The organism is Ktedonobacter sp. SOSP1-85 (genome assembly GCF_016587415.1).
Taxonomy (GTDB): Bacteria; Chloroflexota; Ktedonobacteria; order Ktedonobacterales; family Ktedonobacteraceae; genus Ktedonobacter.
Map to the genome: position 1 here is coordinate 307,579 of NZ_BNJI01000003.1, position 18,494 is coordinate 326,072.

The following is an 18,494-nucleotide window of genomic DNA, read 5'->3' on the forward strand; positions in this document are numbered from 1 at the left end:
TCTGGCAACTGTACCACGCGAACCTGCCCTATTTCAAGAGCATGCTCGCATGCTCGCATGCTCGCCCGACCTCTTGTTTTTCAAGCAAGCACTATGTTATACTACACCCCATAAAAGATTGTTTCGTTAGTAAAGGGGAGATGTCCATCGTGGGAAACACATGCTGCAGGCCAAGAAGAAGCGCTTCTGCTGTTATGAGCCTGTAGTGATTGCACATCAACATCTCCAATCACGTTCCTCTTCTCTTTTTCCTCACATCGCTTGACACTTTCCAGCGAAGGAGAGCGGGACCAGGCTCAGCAGCCGATAGAGCTGTCTGAGGTGGTACGCTATTCGCCTGGGTCGACACACATCTCGTCTCTACGCACACCGCTTCCACCATCTGCCTGATAGCTCTTCCCCGTTTCTCCTGTCCCGTAGCACCGTGCTCTAACCCCGTGGTTACATCTATCTTCTTTTGCGAAACCCAGGTTTCAAGCGAAAGGAAAAGAGCGGTGCGATATAGACAAATAGCAGCCAGAGGCACATCGCCTGGGCAGAGAGTGCGAACTAGTTGGGATGCGCATACCGAATGGTATGATGGCTGGGTCGGCAAGGATGGCAGCACACTGCATCGTGAGCTGGCGATCCCCGCCACCTTGGAATTGCTGGCCCCCCGGCGCGGTGAGCGTATCCTGGATATTGGCGCGGGCCAGGGCGTCCTGGCACCTCATATCACACGCGCGGGTGCCTCCTATGTCGGCATTGATGCCAGCACAAGGCTACTCCAGCGCGCCCGCGCCCATCATGGACGCATAGGCACCTTCCTGCAAGGAGATGCCAGTCGCCTTGACCTGATTTCAGGGATAGAACAAGCAACCTTTGATGGCATAGTCTTTCTGCTCAGTATTCAGGATATGGACCCTCTGAGTTCAGTACTAGAGGGAGCGGCTTGGGCTTTACGCGGCGGTGGGAGGCTCGTGATCGTGATGATTCACCCCTGTTTTCGTGTGCCGCGTCAAAGTGGCTGGGGCTGGCAGGAGGAACGCCAACTCCAATATCGGCGCATTGATCGCTACCTGACCCCGCTAGCAGTTCCCATGAAGGAATACGCCAATGGGCGCCAGGGGCAGAGCCTCTGCTTTCATCGCCCCCTGCAACAATACATTAATGATCTCGCCTCCAGTGGCCTCGTGCTTGACCAGATGCGCGAGTTGTGTACCTATAAGACATCCAGCGGGCCACATGCCAGGGCCGAGAACAGGGCCTACCAGGAAATTCCCCTGTTTATGGGGCTACGCGCACGTAAGCTTCCAAGCAGGTAACACAGCGGGACTCATCAGATCTTGATACCATGATGCCAGGTTAGTTTTGCTAACCTGGCATCATGCATCATAAACTTCTATCTTAAAGCGCGGCTCCATGCAGAAGCAGGCGCATAGGATACTCCTCGCCTGAACCTGAGAGGCGGTTGTAGCGAAACTCAAGGAACTGTCCGCAGAAGCTTGCTAGCACCTCGACCGTTCCTGTCGCCAGAAATAAGCTCTGACTTAAGATTGGCGCGTCTGTTCCCAAAAGCCCAACGCTCACATCTGTCGTAAGCTTCAAGGTAACACGCCCTTCTTGCGCTTCAGCGATGAGTCGCTCTTCCTGTAACTGAGTAAGCAATATTGTTGGCGCGACCTGGGCCAGGGAGCGCGGAAAGGCTTGCAGCGCATCGGCTGATACTGAGGATGTATGTGACTGGAGAGATGATGAAAAAGACATGCAAAACCTCACTTTCAAACTTACCAACCAGAGATAGATAACACTATGGAGCCAAAGGTACGAATAGTTCTACACCCTCTATAACCTCTTTGGGCGCTGATTACTTCCCAGATTCAAAAAAAGTGGAAAGTTGTCCAATAATACGACGAAGCAAGGAGGCAAAAGGCTGTGGCAATGTAAGGGAGCCATAGCGTGTACTTCTATCTAAAAAAGCTTCTTTGCCGGAGGAGAATACAGAACCAGAGAGACTATCTTCCATATTCATAGACAATAGTCTACATCTTAGAGCGCGCTCTAAGTCAAGCGGGATTTCTGGAGATTTTACAAAAACACAAACAAGCCCGGCGCTACTGATGTACGCGCCGGGCTTTTGGTTTATCCTTCCTTATTGTACAAGATACGTCAAGAATATACATCCGCCATTTGGACAATGTTTTTGCACAAATACTTATGTATACTCTCAACAAACGCTATAGACAGCTAGCTTGGAAGGAAATATCTGATGCCAACACAAAGCGACATTGCGCAAGCGCTCTCACATGTTCTATGGATTGCCGGTTCCCCCTGCTCAGGAAAATCCACGATCAGCCATACCATCACCCGGATCTATGTCTTCCTCGATTATCATGTCGACGCGCTTGCAAGTCATCATTTTGCGCGACGTATAGCCGCTGGCGACGTTGAGGCACAGAAATTTCTAAGTATGAGCATGGACCAGCGCTGGATACAGCGCCCAGTTGAAGAAGTGTTTCAAGAAACCATTGAATCGTGGACCAGGAACTTTGCGCTGGTCATCGAGGATCTCCTGGCTCTGCCCAGAGAAAACTTTATTGTCGCCGAGGGGAACTTCTTTCCAGAGTGTGTCGCCCCCTATCTCTCCAGCCCCCAGCAAGCAATCTGGCTGGTTCCCACTGATACCTTCTGCGACCAGGCTCGACGCCGCAAGCAGGCTGAACTGGTCAGACGCCAGAAACGGCATGGCGTCTATAACGAGGGCAGCAACCCTGAGCAACGCCTGCGTAACCTCATCGCCCGCGACTGCCAGCTTGCTCGCTATGTCAAGCAGCAGGCGGAAACCCTCTCGCTTTCAGTCGTTGAGGTAGACGGAGGTCACTCCAGCGAGGAAATGACGGAACTGGTCGAGAGACACTTCGATCCATATCTCATCGAATACTTTAGGCGAACAAAAGAGTAGCCGATCCGAAACTTAGAAAACACTACGTACCAGACCTCCTTCCGCGCGTAGCGCAGCTCCATCGACGACCCCAGCAAGCGGGCTACAGATCAGGGTAACCAGCGCCGCCACTTCTTCAGGCTGAATCAGGCGCTCGATCAAAGAGGTAGGGCGATTCTCCTGCATAAATTTGCGCTCGGCCACCTCTGGCTTCTCGCCAGGGAACAGTGACTGAATAAATTCACTACCCCCCTCGGTCCTCGTTGGTCCCGGCAAAACGCTATTAACCGTCACATTTGTGCCTTTGGCGATCTCGGCCAGGCGATGATCTGGTTGTAAATGAGATCGCTCTGCGAATTTTGTCATTTACAAGCCCTCGGCCCTTGTTCTCTCAACTTCTATAAAAGGTTGTCCATGGTAATCGGCAGGTCGCGCACACGGCGGCCTGTGGCATGGTAGATAGCGTTGGCGATGGCCGGCGCAATACCGACGATGGCGACTTCGCCGACGCCCTTGACGCCGAGCGGATTGAGTTCCAGGTCGGGCTCTTCGACAAAGAGCACTTCGAGCGGGGGAATATCCGCGTGGACCGGGATGGCGTAGTCGGCAAAGTTGGCGTTGACGATGCGGCCTGTTGTCTCGTCCATGCGGGTCTGTTCCAGCAGGGCCATGCCAATGCCCCCAACGGTACCACCGATAACCTGACTGCGCGCAGTTTTCGGGTTGAGAATACGGCCAGCCGCGATGACCGAGAGCACTCTACTCACACGAATCCTGCCCAGCTCGGCGTCTACGCGCACCTCGACAAATTTTGCTCCGAAGATGCCCGTGCCAAACCGCTGGGCCTCGTCGCCAGGGGCAGCTCGGCCTGTGGCCTCAAGCAGATCCAGGCCATGGCGTTGGAGAATGGCGGTATAGCTCTCGCGGCGTGTGGGATCGCTTTTGAGCGCGATATATCCGTCTCCGGTTAGTATCATCTTCCGGCTTGCCCCGCGCAATGGCGAACACTCGTCTTCCTGAACGAGCGCGAGTGCCTGTTCCAGCAGCGTGGCAGCGGTCGCGTGGACCGCCGAGCCGGCGCTGGCGGCGAGCATAGAGCCGCCCTGGTTGGGCGAGACGGGAGAGTTGCTGTCGCCCAGCTCGCAGCGAATCCTTGCCAGGGGCAGGCCGAGCGCATCCGAGGCAATCTGAGCCAGAATGGTAGCGGTGCCGGGGCCGATGTCGGTCGCGCTGGTCTGGATCAGCACGCTGCCATCGGCCAGCAAGCGCACACGGGCTTCTGCCGGCTGGCGGTTGTAGGGATAGTAGCTGCCAGACACGCCCCAGCCGATCAGTTCATGACCGTCGCGCAAAGAGCGCGGAGCGCGTGGGCGACGTTCCCAGCCAAAGGCTTGAGCGCCCAGTTCAAAGCATTCGCGCAGCTTCCGGCTTGACCACGGTTGGCCGCTCTGGGGATGGACCGGCGTGTCATTGCGCAGGCGCAGTTCAAGCGGATCAATGTCCAGGGCGTACGCCAGTTCGTCCAACGCGCTTTCAAGCGCGAAAAGGCCGGTCGATTCACCAGGGCCACGCATCCAGGTGGGTACAGCGACGTTGAGACGCACCTGACGATAGGCAGTGCGCAGGTGAGGGCTGGCGTAAAGCAGAGCGGTCGCGCGCGTCAGGCCTTCGCGAAAGTCGTCATTCATTGCCACTGGCTCGGTGCCCTCGTGGATTGTAGCGAGAAGCTGGCCCTTGCGAGTTGCGCCGAGGGCTACACGCTGTACACTGCGCGGGCGGTAGCCAGTGGTTGTGTACATCTGCTCGCGGGTGAGCACCAGTTTGACCGGGCGGCCTACCTGACGGGCCGAGATAGCGGCCAGAACCACGTGTGGCCAGGGGCGCAGTCCGCTGCCGAACGCGCCGCCGATGAAGGGAGCCAGCACGCGTACCTGCGTTATCTCCAGGCCGAGCATCATTGCCAGTTGAGCGCGGGTATTGTAGACTCCCTGCGTCGAATCGTGGAGCGTTAACGTCTCGTCATCCCAACTGGCGATAGTCGCAGCCGGCGCCAGCGGATTGTGGTGCTGCGTCGGAGTAGTATAAGTTGCTTCCACGCGTACCGGAGCCCTGGCTAGAACAGCTTCGGGCTCGCCACGCACTACGTCGGGAAAAGCGTTGTCGAGCACCTGCGCGTGCGGATCATCGAGTCGGAGCAGCGGCGTTTCCTCCTGGTAATCGACCGTGATCAAAGTCGCGGCAAAAGTGGCTTGCTCAAGCGTTTCTGCTACTACCACAGCGATATGCTGGCCATGATAAGAGATGTGTTGGTCTTGGAGAGGCGGCGGCGGCGCTGCCCCCACCACAAAGCTGGGGGGGCTGGAGTGCAAGCGCGGCGCGTTGAGATGCGTCAGCACCGCGAGCACACCTGGAGCTGCTTCCGCCGCAGCTGTCTCGATCGTTTTAATGCTACCGCGCGCGATGGTGCTCTGCACAATAACCGCATGTGCCATGCGCTCAAAGGGAAATTCCGCGGGATAGCGGGCCTGGCCTGTTACCTTGAGCAGCCCATCGACGCGGTCAACCGGCTGGCCCACGCTGGGCGAGGATGTTTGTGGAGCGCTTTGAATCATGCGATGCCTCCTACCGTGGTCAGGGCGCGTATCAGTGTACGCCGGGTGAGTTCAATCTTGAACGCGTTATCGCGTTGGGGGATAGCCCCTGTCAGGGCCGCTTCCGCGGCGGCGGCGCAGGTTTCTCTGGCGAGAGGCGCATTCTGGAGCAGTGCTTCCGCGGCGCGTACCCGCCAGGGGATTGTTCCCACTCCACCCAGCGCGATCCGCGCCGCGCAGACAGTTGAACCGTCCAGTTCCAGGGCCACGGCGGCTGAAACCAGGGCGAACTCGTAGGAGGCACGATCGCGCACCTTGAGATAGGTTGAGCGAGAGGCATTGAACGTCGTCGGAATTTCCAGCGCGGCAATCAGCTCACCGGGTTTGAGAACATGCTCACGTTCCGGCGTTGTGCCAGGCAGGAGATAAAAATGGGCCAGCGGAATGCGCCGCGAGCCGTTTGGTCCGTGTACCTCCAGCGCAGCATCCAGCGCTATCAGGGCCACGGCGAGATCAGAGCCGTGGGTTGTGATACAGTTCTCGCTGGTACCGAAAATGGCGTGCACGCGGTTTTCGCCAACCAGCGCGGCACAGCCGGAGCCAGGCACGCGTTTATTGCAGGCAAAGACGGGATCGCGGAAGTAGGAGCAGCGCGTGCGCTGGAGCAGATTGCCACCGAGCGTTGCCATATTGCGTAGTTGTTGTGACGCACTGGCCAGCAGCGCTTGTGTGATCAGCGGATAGCGCTCGCGGAGCAGCGCGTTATGCACCGCCTCGCTCATGGTAGTCAGCGCGCCAATCAATATCGCGTCTTCGGTGACTTCAATGCCCCGCAGAGGGAGGTGTGTAATATCTACCAGCAGATCGGGATGGAGCACATCATCCTTCATCAGGTCCAGCAGCGTCGTGCCGCCAGCGATGTACGCTGCCCCGGGGTGGGCTGTCAGGCGCGCAATGGCGCCCGCCTCGTTTTCGGCGCGCCAGTAGCTAAAAGGTCGCATCTTTTTCTCCCTCTACCACGCTCCAGATCGCGGCCACAATATTGGAGTAAGCGCCACAGCGGCAGAGATTGCCACTCATAAACTCGCGGATCTCTTCCTGAGAAGTCGTGTGCCCCTCGTTGAGCAGAGCCACGGCGGACATAATCTGTCCCGAAGTGCAATAGCCGCACTGAAAGCCATCGTGAGCGATAAAGGCCGCCTGCATGGGGTGAAGCTCTTCTCCATTGGCCAGGCCTTCAATCGTCGTAATCTCTCGTCCGTCGCACATCGCAGCGAGGGTGAGGCAGGAGAGAACACGCTGGTTATCGGCCAGGACCGTGCAAGCGCCGCAGGCTCCGTGGTCACAGCCCTTTTTTGTGCCCGTCAGTTCAAGATGTTCGCTCAGCGCGTCAAGCAGTGTCACGCGTGTATCCAGGAGCAGCGCGTGCTTTGTGCCATTGACACGCAACGTCACAGCAATCAGTTGAGCATCTAGGGATGTCTCTGTAGAAGTAGCCATATCTTTTCCTATCGATTCTATCGTTAAATAACGGTATCCGTGGGTTCATCTTGAAGTGTCGCGTAGACCTGGGCGACTGCCGCGTTATTGCGTTCTTCAACCTCGCGCATGTGCGTGATCTTCCGTTGCAGCGCGGCCATATGCTGCTCTAACTTGTGCATATGTTCTTCCAGAGCGCGTTGGTGTTCTTCCAGGATCAACCGGCGCTCGGTCGCAGTGGCATCACCCTGGCGACGCAGCGCTGCAAAATGAATCATCTGCGCCAGCGGCATATCCGTCTCGCGCAGGCGAATCAGCGTCTGGAGCCAGGAGATATCTTGCTGACTATAACGGCGATGGCCGTTTGGCGCTCTCTGTACCGGCTCAATCAGCCCGATGCGTTCATAGTAGCGCAGCGTATCGCTGCTCAGTCCGGTCTGCTGAGCAACCTGTTGAATCGAAAAATTTGTTTCCATGCCCCAACTATACAACCTGGAGTGAACTCCAGGTCAAGAGGTTGGAGTGACTTTTTCTGTCCAGGAGGGGTCCCAACATTCCCCCCTGCGTTTTTCCCGCTAAGCAAGCAACAATATCTGTATGAGAAGACAGAGGAAACATGGATCATACTGTACAGGTCTGGGATGCCATCAATAGCCACAAATACCTGACGTATAGCGGTCATACTGACCAGATCAACACAGTGGCCTGGTCCCCCAATGGCAAGTACATCGCGTCGGGTAGCAATGATCATACGGTGCAGGTCTGGGATGTCGCCAGCGGAAACAGGAGCGTGACCTATCAAGGCCATGCCGACCGGGTCAACGCTGTGGCCTGGTCTCCTGATGGCAAGTACATCGCGTCGGGCAGCGATGATCGTACCATGCAGATCTGGGACGCAACGACAAAAAAGACTGTCTTCACCTCTACAAACGATCTCACTAACTATTTCGCCGTGATCAAATCCGTGGCCTGGTCTCCTGATGGCAAGCTTATCGCTTCCGGCAGCAGTGATTCCACTGTACGATTCTGGGCGATCCCATAACCCCCATTGCTTGGACCTTGTTTTTCTATAGAAGAATTCGCCTCATGACCTCCGTCATTTTCTCGTCATTGATCTTCTTTTGACCATTGAGATATCTTTGTCCAACTGTACTAGAGGGAGGTAGAGTCACCGCTATGGTTTGATGGTCGAGGCAATAACAACATTGAGACTATAATTGGCATAGGGGAGTAGGATATCTAAAAATTCATTGAGCGTGCCCTGATCGATCACTTCCAGTTTCAACAGATAACAGACATTCCCGCCAGCAATACGATGGCACTCACGTACCTCTTTCCTGCCCTCAATAAGCTGGAGAAAGCTACGGTGATGATTCGTTTTCATGTGCACATTTACATATGCTAGCATCCTGGGAGCGATTTTTTGCTCATCCACACGAATAGTGTAGCCGGTAATTACTCCTTCTTCTTCCAGGCGACGCACACGCTCAGCCACGGCTGGCGCGCTCATATGAACCACCGCAGCAAGCTTACGCATAGATAGGCGGCTATCTTCTCGCAAAGCCTGAACAATAGCAATATCTGTTGTATCCATAATCATCCCATAACAACTGTTTAGCAACCATGCTCTCTTTCCTTACAAAGGAAAAGCAAAAGGTCCGCTTACTTTCCATATTTTGTGTACAGAGGGCTTGAAATATCCTATTATTTTATCACAAGAGCAGCTAAACGATAGATTCGTTAGGTAGATTAATCTGAAGAAGAGGAACATAATGCAAATCCACTTTCTGCGCCACGCTACCCTGGTACTGACCATTCATAATCTCAAGATCCTGGTCGATCCAATGCTCAGCCCTCAGGGAGCCATAGATCCCATTCCCAACGCAGGCAACCAGATACGCAACCCGATGGTGCCGCTACCACTCTCCGATGAGGAGTTACAGCAGGTAATCAACAACCTGGACGCTGTTTTAATAACTCATACGCATCGTGACCACTGGGACCCAGCCGCACAGGACTTACTCCCCAAAGACTTACCTCTACTCTGTCAGCCAGCAGACCAGGCTAAGCTAGAGCAGGCAGGCTTCACCCAGGTTCTGCCGATAAGTGAACGCTTGACGTGGCGTGGGCTTGAGATCGACCGCACTGGAGGGCAGCACGGAACAGGCGAGCTAGGTAAAATGATGGGTCCTGTCTCTGGCTTTGTATTGAAGGCCGAGGGGGAGCCAGCACTCTATATCGCGGGCGATACAATCTGGTGCTCAGACGTTGAACAGGCCCTCACACAGCACAAACCAGATGTGGTCATGCTCAACGCCGGTGCTCCAACCTTTGTCACTGGCGGCGGCCCCATCACCATGGACGAGAACGATGTGTGCCAGGTATGCCGCAGCATTCCCGAGGCAAACATCGTAGTGGTACACATGGAAACAATCAATCACTGTCGCCTCACGCGTGCCGCATTGAGAGACAAGCTAGAGGCAGAAGAGCTAGAGAAACATGTCTCCATTCCTCAGGACGGAGAGATCCTTACCTTCTAAATACATTCAATTCTTCGCAAATTTGCATTTGGCATGTAAAGTGGGTATTATAGCGGTGCGCCGCAAGATTGATGCCTGAGAAGGAGACGACAATCTTGCGGACTAGGCCGACGCTACTGGCGTACGCGTCTACTGTGCTGGCAGTAGACGCGTACGCCAGTAGCGTCGGCCTACAGAAAGGATGCTCAGATGCCATTAAACATGCCAAAGAAACGCGCAGCCCTCTGGCGGAACCGCGACTACCTCTTGCTGTGGAGTGGGCAGGGCCTGTCATCTCTGGGGGACGTGCTGCAAGACGTCCCTCTCCCTTTGCTCATCCTGGCGCTGACGCACTCGCCCGCTCAGGCTGGCATCGTGGCGACGCTGCAAAAGCTCCCTTTTCCTTTTCTGAGCCTGCCTGCTGGCGTGCTGATTGACCGCTGGGATCGTAAGCGCGTGATGGTCATTTGTGATATCGGACGGGCGCTGGCAACGGGAAGCGTCTTCCTGGCCTACTGGCTGGGACACCTGAGCATGCCCCATATCTATCTTATGGCCCTGGTCTGTGGCGCCCTGGCAACCTTCTTCACCCTGGCCGAAACGGCCTCGCTGCCCAACGTTGTTAGCAAAGAGCAATTGCCTGCTGCTATGGGACAAAATTACGCAACCTCCATTGTCACAGGCATCATCGGCGCGCCCCTGGGTGGCCTGCTCTACGCATTCTACGCGGCCCTGCCCTTTCTGCTGAATGCCCTCTCCTACCTTATTTCCGTTCTCTCGCTCTCCGCGATCAGGACACAGTTTCAACAGGTACGGCAGACGACGCAGCGCAACTTCCGCCAGGAAATTCAGGAGGGCGTGGCCTGGATCTGGCGGCAACCGCTGGTACGCTTCCTGGCCTTTCGCGTCAGCGCGGGCAATATCGCCTATGGAGGGAGCACGCTTATCCTGATTGTGCTCGCACAGAACTTACATGCCTCTGCCTTTGAGATCGGCATTATCTTTACCATTGATGCCCTGGGAGGGATCGCGGCCTCCTTCTTGATCGAACCTCTACAACGACGCCTGAGCTTTACCCACATCACTATCGGCCTTGGGTGGGTTGCAGCACTCCTCTTTCCGCTCTACGCGCTCGCCCCCAATATCTTTTTGTTAGGACTCATCGGCGCCCTGATGAGCTTCGCCCTCGTCATTTTCGATGTCACGCAGTTGAGCTATCGGGCCTCGATCATTCCCGACAATATTTTCGGCCGTGTCACCAGCAGCATCCGCCTGCTGACGGTTGGTGCCATGTCGCTGGGAGCAGCCATCGCGGGCATCATGCTCCAGTTGCTTGGACCCATTAACACCGTCTATAGCTTCTCAGCTTACTTATTCGTGCTCGCCTTGCTAACGACTCTGAACAAAGATATTCGCCAGGCAGGCTCCCTAAGCGAGACAGAGATGACCCTGGAAGAAGACACGCAAGCTGGATAATATAACTCTCAATCGCGCTCATGCGTTGCCGGGGTATAGACGCCATGATAGCCACACAAACGCCCAATAAAGGCCAGGAGCCCAAAGAGTATTCTCTGCACGATGAGTGGCGGCTTGACGAAGTGAAACTCGCGACGATATTGCCACATAATCACGGCTGCCTGTAAAAGATTGGGTATCCCCTCCGGGTTGGTCTTGCCATCCTGGGCAAGACCCAGAGTAATTTCGAGAAATTCATCTGTGTGCAGTGCTGGCCTCGTTTGCCAGATCACGCGAGTCCCGCTCGTGCCACCATTCCACATCTCATGGGTGGTACCTGCGGGAACATGAAAGATCTCGCCAGCTTGATAGGTTTTCTTTTCGCCAGCAATGATCGTGTTGATGCTCCCTTCCAGGACCTCAAAGCGCTCCTCCTGTTGGGGATGAACATGGGTTGCAGGCTTTGTTGAAGACGGGTGATAGACAGCCTCTACCTCAACCAGTTCACCTCGCGTCTCCTTCGCCGTCTTGCGAAATATAATTTTTTGTTTGCGAATAGGGTCAAAAATCATTTCCCCCACATGAACCATATCTATACGCTTCCTTTCTCTCAACTATGACAACCAACACGAACGCTGTTCACCTTACACAAGCAATATACATCCATCAATGCTTCCTTGTCAAGGTGTACACTGTTAGTTATATGAGATAGGAAAAAGCTTGACAGGCCATGTACAAAAATGTACACTGTTAGTTATGGCATATACAAAGAAGATCGATCATCAAGAGCTGGTGACCTGTGCGTGCAAGCTGGTGGAGCAGGAGGGTGTTGAGGCGCTCTCAATGCGCCGCCTGGCTCAGATATTGGACGTACAGGCCTCCTCGCTCTATAACCACTTTGCCAATAAGTCGGCACTCCTGGCTGAGGTGGCGGAAAGGGGACTCTATCGCTTGGCTGAGAAGTTGGAGCATGCCTCCGCCCTCGCACGCCCGAACCCGCGCCATCAAATAGAAGCCATGGGGCTGACCTATCGCGAGTGGGCGCTTCAACATTCTCACATTTACACTCTGCTATTTATGGGCGCGCCACCCCTGGAGGTCGATGCCCCTCCCTCTGCGGCTGCGACCTTCGCGCCTATGCTCGCAGCCACAGCCCAGTTGGTAGGAGAAGACCAGGCAGAGGCCGCGACGCAGGCCGTCTGGGCCTTTATCCACGGCTTCGTCACACTTGAACTGACGGGACACATGCAGCGCTGCCTCCCGGCCGAAGGCTTTACGCTTGGGCTAACTTGCCTCGCTCAAGGCCTGGGACGCTAATCACACCTCTTTCTTAATACTTCCACGCGTCCACGAGCATGCCATACACGATCATGTCATGAGCCTTGCCATTAAGCCATTCGGCCTGGCGCAAGATTCCCTCCTGCGTGAAACCAAGCCTCTCTGGCACGGCCCGGCTCTTCTTGTTACCAGCGGCGGCATGAATTTCAACCTTGTTGAGACCATACTCCTCGAAGGCATAGGTGGTAAGCGCCTTCGCAGCCCTGGTGATAATTCCCTTGCCCTGCATATCTTTATCCAGCCAGTAGCCAATCTCCGCCACGCGCGTCTCCCAGCTCATCCTGGGGAAACCGATTGAACCAACCATTTGCCCCCTATACCAGAGATTGGTTGGCAGCCCTACTCCACCCGCGAACTGCTGCATACTGCCTCGCATATATGAACTTATAACTTCAGGCGTCTGCTTGAAGGCCGCCCAGGACATCCACTCCCGCAAGTGCTCGATGTTGCGCACCACCAGGGCATGATACTCATCCACATACCGCTGCTCATTCAAGCGTAACTCGATTTCATCATCCACACGAATACAGAGAGAGAGTTTACTCATTCTTTTTCCTTTTTATCAAACCGAGCGTAAGACCCCTGCCTTCAGGCATGGGGATAGAAGCGAGTCCTTTTGTGGTGGATAGGGTGGAGAGGAATATTTCCCTCTTGACACTCTTCACCTTTCCTCCTATACTAGAACAAGTGTTTTTTGTACATACACAACAAAAAAGTGTTTCCTGGGTTGCAAGGTAAATTCGCGTCCTTGCGTAAAAATGCTTGCGTACACGTGTCCCTGTACCTCTCGAAAGGTCTTTAAGAGCCCACAAGCCGCCTTTCACACAAGAGAGTAATACACTATAGGCTCGGACGGAGCCTTCAGGAAGCTTCGGCCTCCTGAGAAGCCCCCGCATTTATGCGTGGGGAGTCGTCACCTATATAGCTAGGCCATGAGCAGCGTGTTTGCTTGACTCCTCACACCTGCGGCGCTCGCCCTGGTGAGTAGTATGATGTGCCTGGACAGCCTGAGGCTGTCCAGGCACATCATACTACTCTCAAGCATACCATTACAGGACAAGGGCAATCGCATCTTCATGAGTCTCTTCCCTTCTCCTTTTCCCACATTGCCGCCATCATGGCTTGCACAACATGTATCTCATCCTGGTTGATGGTATGGCCCATGTTAGGATACAAGTGTGCCGTTACCTGCCCTCCCATCCGTTGGAGCACTTGAGCGGAATATTCAACCCGTTCTTTGGGAATATGGAAATCCTTATCACTACAGCCGAGAAACATGGGGGTCCCATCGAACGAGCCGAGATAGTTTCGCGGTGCGCCATCCGGCCCGATGAGTCCACCACTCAAGCCCACCACACCACCATAGCGCCTGGCATTACGGGCCGCAAACTCAAGGGCCAGACAGGCACCTTGTGAAAAACCTAAGAGGATGGTCCGTTCAGGTTTAATGCCTGCATCCGCTATTTGAGTCAGCAGAGATGCAATGACTGCCAGGGCGGAAGTAAGACTAGGCTCATTGCTAGCAAGAGGTGCAAGAAAACTATTGGGATACCACGAATAATCAGCGGCCTGCGGTGCAAGATAGGTAAAACCAGGCTGGTGTAGCTCGCTCGTCAGACTCAGGATATCTTCTGCTGATGCACCACGTCCATGGAGCATGATCATAACTGCTTTTGCCTGCTTAAGCGGCGAACCCGCAGCAAGTACAGGCTGCCCCTGGTGTGGCCGGGTCACGTTATTCAAATGATGAAGCTGCTCCATCCGATATCTCCTTCCACCCGATTACTCGTTATTGCTCCTGCCAGCATTATCCACTGGCACATGAAGCGGGGGCAATACATTCTCGATCTGTGAGCGACTTGACTCTAGCCAGAGGGGAAGCTTGAGGCGCGTTCCGAGCTGCTCGACCGGCTCATCAATGGCAAAGCCGGGAGGATCAGTCGCAATTTCAAACAGAACTCCCCCTGGTTCGTGAAAGTAGATCGAGCGGAAGTACTGGCGGTCCAACACTGGCGTCACATCGCCGTCCTGACCTAACAGATGCTCTCTCCAGGCGAGTTGATGGGCGTCATCCTCGGTGCGCCAGGCCACATGATGCACGGTGCCCACTGCTATCCTCCCGCGTGGCTGATTGGACAACTCCAACACATCGACGCGGGTGCCTGGGCCGCCTGAGCCGACTTCGTATCTGAAGCGGTTCCCTTCTTGTTGCAAGAGACGAAAACCGAGCGTTTCAGTAAGCAGAGTGGCTGTTGGCTCGTGATGGGCCTCTGCCAGTGTAATACTGGCGAAGCCTCGAATGGCATACGCTTGTGGAACGGGTCCATGTCTCCAACCGCGGCGAAGGTCCGCCTCACGGGAGGCTACCAACTCCAGGGAGAGGCCATGTGGATCAAGGAAGGAAATCACCTGCTCTTGGAAACGGGCGACCTGCCCCGTGATCGTCACCCCGTGGTGAGATAAACGGTCGATCCAATAGTCGAGCGCATCTGCCGGGATAGACAGGGAAATGTCCACAATCTGGCCAGTCCCTCTGCGTCCTCGCGGCGCTTCCGGCCAGGGAAAGAACGTCAGAATCGTGCCAGGCGTTCCTGTATCATCTCCATAGTAGAGATGATACGTTCCCGGATCGTCAAAATTCACCGTTTGCTTGACCAGGCGTTGCCCCAGCACATGAGTATAAAAATCCACATTTGCCTGGGGATCTCCCACGATGGCTGTGAGATGGTGAATGCCTGTCAAAACGTTGTGTCCCATATGTTCCTCCCAAATGCCCTGCTACCTGACATCAGGTAACTGAGAGCTCTGCTCTTCATGATGTTATGTCTGATTATTCTTCTGCGTCCGCGAATTCGAAAACCACCTCGTCGACATAACACCAACCCCAATTCTCTCCCGGTTCGAGCGACGCAATGAGTGGATGGGTTGTGGTGTGAAAGTGCCTGATCGCATGTTTATTTTTTGAGGAATCACAGCAACCTACATGTCCGCACGAAAGGCAGAGGCGCAGATGCACCCACGTATCTCCCGTTTTCAAACACTCCTCACATCCATTTGCACTCGGTGTGACTTCCTGTATTTGCTCCAAATGTGTACACTGCTTTGCCATATGCTTGCCTTCTTCAGTTCATTTTTCAGCGATGCTAAAAAGGACGATTTTAGATACCCTCCGCTTTCTCAGTGAGCAACTGGAGCTAGGCCACTTGCAAAACGCGCCGTGACCTCAGCAACGCGCCGGCCCTGGAAGCGGGCGGCCGCTAGCGCTATTTCATCAGGTGGTACTGAGCCATTATTCGAGGTATATGAGACCCCATAGGGATTGCCAACCTGGAACTGCACAGGATCAAGATAGCCGGGAGAAACGATAATCGCACCCCAGTGGTAGAAAACATTATTCAGGGCGGTAATGGTTGTTTCCTGTCCACCATGCGCGGTGCCTGAACTACTGAAGCTCGACGCGATCTTGTTAGCGAGTTTGCCCTGTGACCAGAGCTTACCTGTGCGATCGATAAACTGTTTCAACTGAGCGGCAGGCAGACCAAAACGGGTTGGCGTGCCAAATATGATGGCATCTGCCCACTCGAGATCCGCAAGCGTTGCCGTCGCGATATGCTGCGTCATTTTTCGATGTGCGGCCCAGCCCTGGTTTGTTGCAATCGCCTCTTTCGGAGCCAGTTCCTCGACTTCTCGTAGACGTGTGTGAGCGCCTGCGCCTTTTGCGCCTTCTTCCACAGCCAGAGCCAACTGGTAGGTTGACCCGGTCGCACTATAGTAAATGATCGCTACCTTGACCTCTGTTGACATGGACATTTTCCTCCTTGCTGTATGCGAAATGCAAGAGCATGTTGTATTGGTCAGCTTGTTTGATTGGTTCATACCATCGTTGAACTCAGATGGGTTTTCGCATCCTTGAGGTGCTCATGTGAGATACAAGCACCAGGGGCATGCCGGTTAGCAATCAACCAGCATACCCCTATCTTTACTTAGGACTTCAAGAAGCCTAGCAGGTCGGTATTGAATTTCTCTTTATGCGTGGTGGTAAGACCATGACTCGCGCCAGGATAGACCTTAAGGGTTGCGCCCTTGACAAGCTTTGAGGAGAGAAGAGCAGAGTCTGCGATTGGCACGATCTGGTCATCATCCCCGTGAATGATCAGGGTCGGAACGTCGATCTTCTTGAGGTCCTCCGTGAGATCTGTTTCGGAGAAAGCCTTGATGCAGTCAAATGCTGCCTTGAGGCCAACCTGCATCGACCAGAGCCAGAACATATCGCGCACACCCTGCGAAACCTGGGAGCCTGATCGATTGGCTCCATAGAAGGCTGCGCTGAGATCCTTGTAGAATTGTGAGCGGTCCGTGACGACGCCAGTGCGAATTTGATTAAACACTTCGATGGGCAGGCCACCTGGATTGGCTTCTGTCTTGAGCATCAGTGGCGGTACCGCGCCAACAAGCACGACCTTGGCGACACGCGAGGTGCCATGCCGACCAACGTAGTGAGTGATCTCGCCACCACCGGTGGAATGCCCGACCAGCGCCACGTCTTTGAGATCGAGCGTCTCTATGAGCTCGGCCAGGTCGTCAGCGTAGGTATCCATGTTATTGCCATCCCAGGGCTGACTGGAGCGTCCATGGCCGCGACGATCATGGGCGATGGCGCGATAGCCATGGGAGGCCACGAAGAGCAGCTGGTCGTCCCAGGCATCGGCGTTCAGAGGCCAGCCATGACTAAAGACGACGGGCTGGCCCGTACCCCAATCCTTGTAAAAGATATGTGTGCCATCTTTTGTGGTAATAGTGCTTGTACTCATAATTTGAATTGTTCCTTCTTTTTTCATTAAGTTGCCATTCCTCTCCATTGCGAAGTCGTTTCTTCATCCAAGTCGTAATGTCCAACGACCGCCAATGGCGTGCTCAGCTTCTTGAGCATGATCGATGGCGGGATCGCAGTGGATCAAATGGCCGCACTTGTATCAATGTCTTCATTGAAGACTACCTGGGTTGTACTATGATAATACAATTCAGGCGTCATTTCTCACAATACACTTTACACGCTTTTTATATGCAGATTACTGTTTCGTCAACGCTGCAAGGAATCAGCGCCGTTTCTCCGTCTCATCTAGCGCATTCTCCAGGATACTGGCCGTGGCGATATCGTGACATTCAGAACACAAAGCATCTCTAGTGGCGAATGCTCTGGGTTGCCTCCAGGATCAGTTCGGACACTTCATAAGGATGCGAAACTGGGGACGCATGGCTCGATGGGATCTCGCGGGTTGTGGCCCCAATTCTTTTGGCCATGAAGCGCTCGGCATCTGGCTGGATGGTGCGATCGTTGGCCGAGACCATGTACCAGGAGGGAAGCCGCTTCCAGGCTGGTGCTCCGGATGGAACCTCAAAGCAGATAAGTGCTGTAGGATTTTCTGCCGCAGCAAGCCCATTGGACTCGATGCTAGGGATATCCTGCACAAAGTTCGCTCCAAAAGCTGGCGGATCAATCCATACAAATCCTTCTCGATAGGACGGCACAAAGTGTGCGGCTGCTGGGGAGGCTGGGAACTTCCCATTGAGGTCGAGCACACTTTCCCCCTGCTCTGGTGCATACGCTGAGATATAGACCAGGCCTACTACGTTGGACGCCTGCACTCCAATGTTGGAGATCACAGTTCCCCCATAAGAATGCCCTACCAGGATCGTTGGACCAGACAGGGTGGCAAGCGCCTGAGTAGTCGTATCGATGTCATCCTGTAATGAGGTAAGGGGATTTTGCACGGCGAGCACATGAACCCCCTTGCCCTGAAGTAGCGGGATCACCTTGCTCCAACTCGATGCATCCACAAAGGCACCATGTACAAGTAAGATATTGATGCCCGTTCCAGTTGTATCACTCATAGAAGATTTTTTTCCTTTCTCTCTTTCTCAGGAGAATTGCCCTTTCGGTTCTTAGCATGATTCCGAACGGCCTTCTCTCACTATAGAGAGCATACCTTGAGGTGTTCCTTTCTTAAAGATCGTTACCTATCGTCTCGCGATCGTTTGGGGGTGATCAGGCGTCGCCCTGCTTTTATAATCCTTAATGCAGCAAAAGTTATTATTTCTTATTTAACTGTTTTTATTCTAAGAGGATCTATTCATATACTTTTGTGGGTTGCAAGAGATTTTCACATGAATAATTTTAAAGCAGCTGAAATG

20 protein-coding genes and 1 pseudogene are annotated in these 18,494 nt (G+C 54.3%); 6 read left to right on the top strand and 15 right to left on the bottom strand.

The genetic code is table 11. From position 1 onward, the window contains the following. Window positions 1-494 precede the first annotated feature (494 nt). Complete coding sequence (locus tag KTE_RS39405) at window positions 495-1,304, top strand: class I SAM-dependent methyltransferase (protein WP_201391630.1); 810 nt, start codon at window positions 495-497, stop codon at window positions 1,302-1,304. A gap of 82 nt (window positions 1,305-1,386) precedes the next feature. On the opposite strand, the gene KTE_RS39410 is transcribed toward KTE_RS39405, so the two are convergent. Beyond that, window positions 1,387-1,746, bottom strand: a complete 360-nt coding sequence (locus KTE_RS39410; protein ID WP_201391632.1) for a hypothetical protein — start codon at window positions 1,744-1,746, stop codon at window positions 1,387-1,389. A gap of 502 nt (window positions 1,747-2,248) precedes the next feature. Between KTE_RS39410 and KTE_RS39415 the strand changes: the two genes are divergently transcribed. Further along, window positions 2,249-2,941 carry a hypothetical protein gene (locus KTE_RS39415; protein ID WP_201391634.1) on the top strand — a complete coding sequence of 231 codons (693 nt, stop codon included), beginning with the start codon at window positions 2,249-2,251 and terminating at the stop codon, window positions 2,939-2,941. A 12-nt stretch (window positions 2,942-2,953) separates the two neighbouring features. Here the strand turns inward: KTE_RS39415 and KTE_RS39420 are convergent. The 5 genes and pseudogenes from KTE_RS39420 to KTE_RS39440 form a co-directional block, all read right to left on the bottom strand. After that, window positions 2,954-3,241 (bottom strand): annotated as a pseudogene (locus KTE_RS39420) (SDR family oxidoreductase); the annotation flags it as partial. Between the two features lie 77 nt (window positions 3,242-3,318). Beyond that, window positions 3,319-5,532, bottom strand: a complete 2,214-nt coding sequence (locus KTE_RS39425) for a xanthine dehydrogenase family protein molybdopterin-binding subunit (protein ID WP_201391636.1) — start codon at window positions 5,530-5,532, stop codon at window positions 3,319-3,321. Further along, the gene (locus tag KTE_RS39430; protein ID WP_201391638.1) at window positions 5,529-6,512 is read right to left on the bottom strand and encodes a xanthine dehydrogenase family protein subunit M; all 984 of its coding nucleotides are present in this window, start codon (window positions 6,510-6,512) and stop codon (window positions 5,529-5,531) included. Before KTE_RS39430 ends, KTE_RS39425 begins: the two co-directional genes overlap by 4 nt. Next, entirely contained in the window at window positions 6,499-7,011 is a 513-nt protein-coding gene (locus tag KTE_RS39435; RefSeq protein WP_201391641.1) for a (2Fe-2S)-binding protein, read from the bottom strand. Before KTE_RS39435 ends, KTE_RS39430 begins: the two co-directional genes overlap by 14 nt. Before the next feature lie 23 nt (window positions 7,012-7,034). After that, window positions 7,035-7,466, bottom strand: coding sequence for a MerR family transcriptional regulator (locus tag KTE_RS39440; RefSeq protein ID WP_201391643.1), 432 nt, complete (start codon window positions 7,464-7,466; stop codon window positions 7,035-7,037). 140 nt (window positions 7,467-7,606) lie between these two features. Between KTE_RS39440 and KTE_RS39445 the strand changes: the two genes are divergently transcribed. Then, a complete protein-coding gene (locus tag KTE_RS39445; RefSeq protein ID WP_201391645.1) occupies window positions 7,607-8,032 on the top strand; it encodes a WD40 repeat domain-containing protein in 426 nt (141 codons plus the stop codon). Between the two features lie 132 nt (window positions 8,033-8,164). Here the strand turns inward: KTE_RS39445 and KTE_RS39450 are convergent, their stop codons facing one another. Further along, window positions 8,165-8,584, bottom strand: coding sequence for an Lrp/AsnC family transcriptional regulator (locus tag KTE_RS39450; RefSeq protein ID WP_201391647.1), 420 nt, complete (start codon window positions 8,582-8,584; stop codon window positions 8,165-8,167). Window positions 8,585-8,762: 178 nt separating this feature from the next. Between KTE_RS39450 and KTE_RS39455 the strand changes: the two genes are divergently transcribed. After that, entirely contained in the window at window positions 8,763-9,530 is a 768-nt protein-coding gene (locus KTE_RS39455) for an MBL fold metallo-hydrolase (protein ID WP_201391649.1), read from the top strand. Window positions 9,531-9,719: 189 nt separating this feature from the next. Beyond that, entirely contained in the window at window positions 9,720-10,985 is a 1,266-nt protein-coding gene (locus tag KTE_RS39460) for an MFS transporter (protein ID WP_201391651.1), read from the top strand. 8 nt (window positions 10,986-10,993) lie between these two features. Here the strand turns inward: KTE_RS39460 and KTE_RS39465 are convergent, their stop codons facing one another. Beyond that, entirely contained in the window at window positions 10,994-11,554 is a 561-nt protein-coding gene (locus KTE_RS39465) for a cupin domain-containing protein (RefSeq protein WP_201391653.1), read from the bottom strand. A 166-nt stretch (window positions 11,555-11,720) separates the two neighbouring features. On the opposite strand from KTE_RS39465, the gene KTE_RS39470 reads away from it, so the two are divergent. After that, window positions 11,721-12,281, top strand: coding sequence for a TetR/AcrR family transcriptional regulator (locus KTE_RS39470; protein WP_201391655.1), 561 nt, complete (start codon window positions 11,721-11,723; stop codon window positions 12,279-12,281). A 13-nt stretch (window positions 12,282-12,294) separates the two neighbouring features. Here KTE_RS39470 and KTE_RS39475 read toward each other — a convergent pair whose 3' ends face one another. From KTE_RS39475 to KTE_RS39505, 7 genes are all read right to left on the bottom strand, one after another. Beyond that, the gene (locus tag KTE_RS39475) at window positions 12,295-12,849 is read right to left on the bottom strand and encodes a GNAT family N-acetyltransferase (protein ID WP_201391657.1); all 555 of its coding nucleotides are present in this window, start codon (window positions 12,847-12,849) and stop codon (window positions 12,295-12,297) included. Window positions 12,850-13,376: 527 nt separating this feature from the next. Next, the gene (locus KTE_RS39480; protein ID WP_201391659.1) at window positions 13,377-14,063 is read right to left on the bottom strand and encodes an alpha/beta hydrolase; all 687 of its coding nucleotides are present in this window, start codon (window positions 14,061-14,063) and stop codon (window positions 13,377-13,379) included. Between the two features lie 21 nt (window positions 14,064-14,084). Continuing rightward, entirely contained in the window at window positions 14,085-15,059 is a 975-nt protein-coding gene (locus tag KTE_RS39485; protein ID WP_201391661.1) for a ring-cleaving dioxygenase, read from the bottom strand. A gap of 73 nt (window positions 15,060-15,132) precedes the next feature. Beyond that, entirely contained in the window at window positions 15,133-15,411 is a 279-nt protein-coding gene (locus KTE_RS39490) for a ubiquitin carboxyl-terminal hydrolase 14 (protein ID WP_201391662.1), read from the bottom strand. A 68-nt stretch (window positions 15,412-15,479) separates the two neighbouring features. Beyond that, window positions 15,480-16,106, bottom strand: a complete 627-nt coding sequence (gene wrbA / locus KTE_RS39495; RefSeq protein ID WP_201391664.1) for an NAD(P)H:quinone oxidoreductase — start codon at window positions 16,104-16,106, stop codon at window positions 15,480-15,482. 179 nt (window positions 16,107-16,285) lie between these two features. Next, window positions 16,286-17,113 (bottom strand): alpha/beta fold hydrolase, encoded by an 828-nt coding sequence (locus tag KTE_RS39500; RefSeq protein WP_201391666.1) that lies wholly within the window; start codon window positions 17,111-17,113, stop codon window positions 16,286-16,288. 370 nt (window positions 17,114-17,483) lie between these two features. After that, on the bottom strand, window positions 17,484-18,194 hold the full coding sequence (locus KTE_RS39505) for an alpha/beta hydrolase (protein WP_201391667.1): 711 nt from the start codon (window positions 18,192-18,194) through the stop codon (window positions 17,484-17,486). Between the last annotated feature and the right edge of the window lie 300 nt (window positions 18,195-18,494).